We start from the raw sequence: 7,344 nt of genomic DNA, 5'->3' as shown, positions 1-7,344 counted from the left end.
TTATAGTCTAACATCTTATTCAAAAAACTGTCGTCCTCGACAATTAAAATCTGCTCCATATTCTCACTTCCTTTGCTTTTTGCAGATAGTATAACAGGCAAATGTCCGAGAATTGTTACAAGGACAAATATATTTATCATTTTACAGCTTTTTTATGTGTACTGCAATTTTATAAAAGAAAGGACAGCAGTATCATCAAATTGCTGTCCTTGCGGTTTATTATAGCTGGTAGTGTATAAGCGTGGGTTCATCATATTTGGTGTGGTATCTTTAACTATGGGAAACTCCACGTTCCCATTTTGAAACCGCTCTGTCTGTGACATGCAGTAGACACGCAAGTTCTTTTTGCGTCATATTTTTTTCTTTTCGGAGCGCTCTGATAAGGTCTCCGGTTTTCACATTGTCCATCCTCGCTCAACCCTCCTTGCTCAAAATTATATCATATGGATACCAAAAAGCTCCAAACTGTAGGTTGAGTTGTCAAAAAATAATCCGAACCCACTTTCTATCGAAAGCAAGTTCGGATTATTTTTATTTCGTACAAGGAATGATATAAAAATTTATTCTCGTTTTGTGACGATTGCGTCTGTTACAAATCACTACGTGTTCCATTCGTGGCTGAGAATTCGCATCATAATAAAATCACTATATTCATTATTATAATAATACGCCTCTTCCAAAATACCTTCCTGCTTGAATCCAATTTTCTTGTAGAATTCCAGCGCATCTGTATTTAATCCGACTACTCCGATGGAGACACGGTGCATTTTATACTCACGGAAAGCCATATCAAGCATGATACGAATCGCTTCTGTCCCATATCCTTTATGCTGCATTTGGGGATCGGGAATAATAATCGTAAGATCGGTTTGGTGCCATGCAGGGAACATACGAAGCAGACCTGTCTCTCCTATTATATTGCCGCTGAGATCTGTAATAGTAAACCAAACCGAATCTTTCGACTTGTGATGAACGTTAATACAGGTTTTCACCTCTTCTTCATCCGTAGGTCTCTCAAAGCCACATTGAAACATAATGCGCGGCTGATTGAACCAATAGGCAAAAAACGGCGCATCTTCCTCTCGCTGCTCACGCAAAACAATCTTTTTCCCTTTAATACTTTTATTCATACCTTTTATGGACCTTTCTTTTTTCTGGCAAAGTTTGCAATGTACTATTGATTCAAATGCTGCAGCAAAGAAAACTAGCAAAAGAAAAAACCGCTGACTTCTTGCGAAATCAGCGGTTTTTGGTGCGGATGAAGGGACTTGAACCCATATGAAGTTGCCCTCACTAGAACCTGAATCTAGCGCGTCTGCCAATTCCGCCACATCCGCATCTATGATAAACGCAAATCAAGCAGCGTTTATCTTTGAAAGCGCTCAATTTGAGCGTTATAAATTTTATCATACATTCTTCTATTTTGTCAACTGATTTCTTTTTACCGTGCATTCTTTTTCGCTCTTCCGGCTGGCCAGATATCTTCACTTCGGATTCCGCCAATCGCCCACAACGTTACTACATAGAATGCAGCAACCATAATTCCACCCAAAACCGCGCGCCAAAGAGATTCCTGTGGAAAAAACGGCATCAAAAGCCGCCATAAAAGCGCTGCAAATCCAAAAGAGCCAACCGGTTTAAAGATCCATCGTATCCACTGAATGGACAAATCCGCCGCATGTAAAAGACGCAACCAATTCAACAAGCTGGTCAGTAAATTGCTCACCAACATCACAAACAGGAATCCTTTCATTCCCCACTTCGGCAAAAGCAAAGCAATCAAAAGAATTCTCAAAACAGAATCTAAAATAGAATATCGGAATGTAGCCAACTGTTCATTCAGGCCCTTCAAAATTCCATCCACCATACTCTCCAAGTACATAAATGGAGTCAAAGGTCCCAGCACGGCAATGTAAAATCCAATTTCATTGCTCTGATACAACACTTGCGCAATGTCATAGGCAAACACTGTATAAAGACCACCCGCCAAAATAGATAGAACAAGTGTTAAAAGCAAAACTCTGTTTATTAGATATCTTAAGGCCTGTTTTCGACCTTGCACATAGGCCTCTGTGATTTCCGGCATCAGAAGGGTAGAAAGTGTCCCCAGAAAAGAAAATGGAAAAAATAGAACTGGCATTGCCATTCCCTTCAGCGCTCCATACTGGCTCAGAGCACTCTCCCGGCTCATGGTAAAAATCGTCAAACAGGCCGGAACCATCACATTTTCCACAGAACGCAGCACACTGGTAAGATATTGATTGGCACAGACGGGCGCTAAAATCTGCCAAAGCTGATGCCATAATCCACTGACCGCTTTGTCCTCTCGTTGAATTGTACGAATCGAACGGTGATAAAACAAGGCCATCAGCATCCAACTGAAAAACTCGCTAACAGTATTTCCTATTACCACAGCGGAACAGGAAGCGGTAATATTTTTCGGGTCCACTGCACATAACGCTGCGGCCACAACTGCAATACGAACCACCTGCTCAAACAGTTGCGCAATTGAGTTTGGACGAACTTCCCTCACGGCCATGAAATATCCACGCAAAATTGCGCTCATGGCCATGAAGGGAAGACTTGGTGCCAGGATACGCAGCGGCAACAAAGCACGCTCATCTTTCAGCCATAATTCGGACGCCAACGGGGCCCCGCAATACAATAGAACACAGGCCAAAATTCCAAGACCGAAGCCAAGGCCAATCATGGTTTTCATAGCCCGGCGGGCCGCCCCTGGACGCTGCCCTGCAAAAAGCTGGGCGCAAATACGTGTAGACGCAATTGACAGACCTGCCGTAGCCAACGTAATCGCCAGCGTATAAACAGTATAGATGAGCTGATAAACACCCATTCCTTCCGCACCAATTCTAGCCGCAATATAGACGCGGAAGAACATGCCGACTGCTCGCAAAATCAATCCTGTCGCAGTCAAAATGGCCGCATTGCGCACATAACTTTGCCGTTGCATATCCGCCCTCCTCTCGTCTATTTATACGGAGAGCGCTTTGGAAGTATGCAAGTACATATTTCTAGTTTTGAAAACGACGATTGCCGGTACAAAGCGATTTCCACAGCCGTTTGTCATCTGAAAACGATGCAGTTTCATAATGCTTGCTGACACAGATAATAAAAAAGCAGAGCTTCCATCTAGACAGAAGTTCTGCAAAATGATTCAAATTACTTATTCTGTAACAAACCCTCAACCACGTCCGCAGCCTTATCTAAACAATCCGATTCAAAGGATTCAATCACACCCAAATCTGCTTGTTTTGCAAGCTCCGGAGCAATCGGACATTGAGCCAAAACCGGCAAATGATACCGAGCGGCAATCTCCTGCACATGACTTTCACCAAAAACATACAGCTTTTTGCCGCAATCCGGGCAAACGGCATAGCTCATATTTTCCACTACACCCAAAATTGGCACATTCATCATGTTGGCCATTTTTACCGCTTTTTCTACGATTAGACCCACCAGTTCCTGAGGGCTAGTTACAACCAAAATGCCATCTACCGGCAATGTTTGGAATACGGTCAGAGGCACATCACCCGTTCCCGGAGGCATATCCACAAACATGAAGTCAACATCTTTCCAAATTACTTCCTGCCAGAACTGCTTAACTGCCCCCGCAATCACGGGACCACGCCAGACCACCGGATCTGTCTCGTTGTCCAGCATCAAGTTCACACTCATCACATCAATACCCGTACGACTGCGCACCGGATAGCAACCGATCTCATCCGCCACTGCGCGGGTATGAATGCCAAATAATTTGGGAATGGAAGGGCCCGTAATATCTGCATCCAATACAGCGGAGTGATATCCACGCCGGTTCATCAGAACCGCCAGCATTGCGCTGGTCATGCTTTTGCCAACGCCACCCTTTCCACTGACCACACCAATCACTTTTTTAATACTGCTTAACTCATGCGGCGGCTCATGAAAATCCTGCGGCTTCTGTCTGGATGGACAGTTAGAGCCGCAACTAGAGCAGTCATGGCTGCATGTTTCACTCATAAATGTCAATCTCCCATCTGCTGGTTTTTTCATTATTATAGGCTTTGGCCGACTCAGTGTCAACCGAGACAATTCTTGTTATATAAAACCTCTTTGAAAAAAATTTTTGAAAAATTGAAGCAAATTCGATATACTATATCGTAGTATTAGGTGAAACTCAAAAAACAAGCCCGACGTTATGACTGAAACTACAAGAACGGAGAATTTATATGGCATCTTGGCTCTATTCGGCGGACGTTTCGCCTTATATGTTTATCAATGCTTTTTTCCTCTACAGTTTCCTTGGCTGGGTGATGGAGTGCATCGTCATTCGCCGTGAAAAGGGGATTTGGGAAAACCGCGGCTTCGTACACAGTCCTTTCTGCATTATTTACGGATTCGGCGCAATTTTGGGCTATGCGCTGTTACGCCCTTTCTCCCACAATCTCATTCTTTTGTATCTCGTTGGAGCACTAATGGCCACTGTTTTTGAGTATCTTACCGCAAGGTTGATGCTGCGTTTATTTGGCAATTTGTGGTGGGATTATTCGAACAAGCCTTTTAATTATCATGGCATTCTATGCTTGGAAAGTACACTGGGCTGGGGTTTAATTTCACTTTTACTGTTTGGTTGTTTACACAAACTGGTATTTGGTGCGGTGGCATTGCTTCCGCCCTTTGCATGTGTCTCGCTGGCTTATCTTCTTCCGGTTGGATATCTGATAGATTTTATTATCAGTATGCGCAACGCTCTTGCAGCACAAAATGATTCGATTACGCTGCCCAAATTTTTCGGGCATTGACAGGAGGTCTTTTCGTGGTACAACGCAACAAGGATCAGTATGGAGCCATTGAGATTCCCAAAGATCCGGAGTATCTTAATTTGGTTGCAGATATCTTAGAAAACCAAGATGTTCTTTCTATGGAACAGTATATTCAACATGGAGAGACCACCTGCTTACGCCATAGCTTAAATGTATCTTACTTGAGTTATTTGTATTGTCGCGATCACGGCTTGGATACTCGTGCGGTAGCTCGTGCGGGACTTCTTCATGATTTGTTTTTATACGACTGGCATTTCTATCGCCGTCAGCCGGGAGAGCGACTTCACGGATTCGAACATCCATACAAAGCTCTGGTAAATGCTCAAGCCCGGTTTCACTTGACTGAAAAAGAACAGGATATTATTTTGCGACACATGTGGCCTTTGACACTTACTCCGCCCCGTTTTCGTGAATCCTATGTAGTGGTTATGTTCGATAAATATTGCAGTCTGATGGAAACGTTTCATCGTCCTGTCATGGAACTTCTGGAAGGCACCAGCAAAAAAGAAATTTCCATATAAAAAAACACCGTGGCACTCGACTAAGTGCCACGGTGTTTTTTATTTTATCTCTCTCGGCTTGCGATTTCTTCCAAAATCTGTGCCTTGAACTCTGCAACGGTCTTAGTGCCACCCTTTTCTTCTTTGCGGGCGCGGACAGACACCGTTCCATCCTCCATCTCTTTAGCACCTACCACAAGCATATAGGGAACTTTCTCCAATTGGGCCTGACGAATCTTGTATCCCATTTTCTCGTTTCTGTCATCCACTGTTACACGGATACCTGCATTATCCAGTTCCTCGGCCACCTTACGAGCATATTCTCTATGAGCTTCACTGATGGGAATCATGCGCACTTGTTCAGGAGCCAGCCAAACGGGGAACGCACCTGCAAAGTGCTCAATCAAAATACCAATAAAGCGCTCGATCGAACCAAAGACTACACGATGGACCATAACCGGACGATGTTTCTGGCCGTCCTCACCAGTGTACTCTAATTCAAAACGCTCTGGCAGTTGGAAGTCCAATTGAATGGTACCGCACTGCCAAGTACGACCAATGGCATCCACCAGATGGAAATCCAGCTTCGGACCATAGAATGCACCATCGCCTTCGTTGATCTCATAGGGGCGTCCCAACTCGTCCATGGCAGCCTTCAACGCATCGGTAGCCATCTCCCAATCGGCCAACGATCCCATATGATCTTCCGGCATTGTAGACAGTTCAATGTGATATTCAAAACCAAACAGCGAATACACCTGATCAATCAAGCGCACTACGCCAATAATCTCATCTTTGATCTGGCTGGGCATCATAAAAATGTGCGCATCGTCTTGCGTGAAGCAACGCACGCGCATCAAACCGTGCAATGCGCCAGAAAGTTCATGACGATGTACAAGGCCCAGTTCACCCACACGCAGCGGAAGGTCCCGATAGGAGTGCGGCTGCGTTTTGTAAACCAACATGCCACCCGGGCAGTTCATAGGTTTAATGGCAAAATCCGTGTCGTCAATGACCGTAGTGTACATATTCTGTTTGTAATGATCCCAGTGACCGCTGCGTTCCCACAAGCTGCGGTTCAGAATCATCGGGGTGCTAACCTCTTGATAACCAGCTTTGTGATGCACTTCACGCCAGTAATCGATCAATGTATTCTTTAGCACCATTCCCTTGGGCAGGAAAAACGGGAAACCAGGTCCTTCTTCCATCAGAGCAAACAACCCGAGCTCTTTTCCCAACTTACGATGATCGCGTTTTTTTGCCTCTTCCAACATGGCTAAGTGCGCTTCCAGCTCACTTGCTTTCGGGAATGCGGTACCGTATACACGGCACAGGCTGTCTCTGGAAGCATCGCCCCTCCAATAGGCGCTGGCTGTGCTCAAAATTTTCACAGCTTTTAATGCGCCTGTGCTCATCAAATGGGGGCCTGCACACAAATCCGTGAAATCTCCTTGCGTATAAACGGAGAGTTGCCAGCCTTTCTGTGCATATTCTTCTAACAACTCCAGTTTATAGTCCTGACCTGCAAACAGTTCACGACCTTCTTCTACCGAAATCAGACGTTTTTCCACCGGAAGATCCGCTTTGACGATTTTTTTCATCTCTGCTTCAATATCCGCAAACTGCTCCGGCGTAAAGGGCTCGACACCACCAATATCATAATACCATCCATCATCCAAAGCCGGTCCAATACCAAATTTTGCCTCAGGCCACAGATGCTGAATTGCCTGGGCCATCACATGGGCAGCCGTATGCCAAAAAGCATGTTTACCATCTTTGTCTTCAAAGGTCAAAATTTCCAAATTGCAATCTTTTTCCAAAGGAGTACGCAAATCGCATGTCTCTCCATCTACACGGGCAGCACAAGCAGCTTTATACAGGCCCATTCCCAAACTTTTGGCAACGTCTGCCGGACAAACGCCGGCCTCAAACTCTTTCACGACACCATCTTTCAACGTTACTTGAATCATTTCGTTTTCCTCCCTTTACAAAACAAAAAGCTCATCCCGTAATGCTTCCAT

General features: G+C 44.8%; 7 protein-coding genes and 1 tRNA gene. 2 read left to right on the top strand and 6 right to left on the bottom strand.

The annotated features are described in order from the left end of the window. Positions 1-270: 270 nt before the first annotated feature. The 5 genes from AB5H98_RS06310 to AB5H98_RS06290 all read right to left on the bottom strand — a co-directional run bounded on the left by AB5H98_RS06310 (position 271) and on the right by AB5H98_RS06290 (position 4,020). The gene (locus AB5H98_RS06310; protein ID WP_367925069.1) at positions 271-408 is read right to left on the bottom strand and encodes a helix-turn-helix domain-containing protein; all 138 of its coding nucleotides are present in this window, start codon (positions 406-408) and stop codon (positions 271-273) included. 191 nt (positions 409-599) lie between these two features. After that, positions 600-1,130: a GNAT family N-acetyltransferase gene (locus AB5H98_RS06305; protein WP_367925068.1), complete on the bottom strand. Its 531-nt coding sequence runs from the start codon at positions 1,128-1,130 to the stop codon at positions 600-602. Positions 1,131-1,250: 120 nt separating this feature from the next. Beyond that, positions 1,251-1,337 (bottom strand) — tRNA-Leu (locus AB5H98_RS06300). A gap of 104 nt (positions 1,338-1,441) precedes the next feature. Beyond that, complete coding sequence (locus AB5H98_RS06295) at positions 1,442-2,971, bottom strand: MATE family efflux transporter (RefSeq protein ID WP_367925067.1); 1,530 nt, start codon at positions 2,969-2,971, stop codon at positions 1,442-1,444. Positions 2,972-3,180: 209 nt separating this feature from the next. Next, positions 3,181-4,020: a P-loop NTPase gene (locus AB5H98_RS06290; protein ID WP_367925066.1), complete on the bottom strand. Its 840-nt coding sequence runs from the start codon at positions 4,018-4,020 to the stop codon at positions 3,181-3,183. Between the two features lie 209 nt (positions 4,021-4,229). On the opposite strand from AB5H98_RS06290, the gene AB5H98_RS06285 reads away from it, so the two are divergent. Both AB5H98_RS06285 and AB5H98_RS06280 read left to right on the top strand, forming a co-directional pair. Beyond that, entirely contained in the window at positions 4,230-4,802 is a 573-nt protein-coding gene (locus tag AB5H98_RS06285; RefSeq protein ID WP_367925065.1) for a putative ABC transporter permease, read from the top strand. A gap of 14 nt (positions 4,803-4,816) precedes the next feature. Continuing rightward, a complete protein-coding gene (locus AB5H98_RS06280) occupies positions 4,817-5,344 on the top strand; it encodes an HD domain-containing protein (protein WP_367925064.1) in 528 nt (175 codons plus the stop codon). 44 nt (positions 5,345-5,388) lie between these two features. On the opposite strand, the gene thrS is transcribed toward AB5H98_RS06280, so the two are convergent. Next, positions 5,389-7,293, bottom strand: coding sequence for a threonine--tRNA ligase (gene thrS / locus AB5H98_RS06275; RefSeq protein WP_367925063.1), 1,905 nt, complete (start codon positions 7,291-7,293; stop codon positions 5,389-5,391). Between the last annotated feature and the right edge of the window lie 51 nt (positions 7,294-7,344).

The sequence above is a fragment of the uncultured Ruthenibacterium sp. genome, assembly GCF_963558415.1.
Taxonomy (GTDB): domain Bacteria; phylum Bacillota; class Clostridia; order Oscillospirales; family Ruminococcaceae; genus Ruthenibacterium.
The sequence above is the reverse complement of the archived record's forward strand: the minus strand, read 5'-3'. Positions and strand labels throughout refer to the sequence as shown.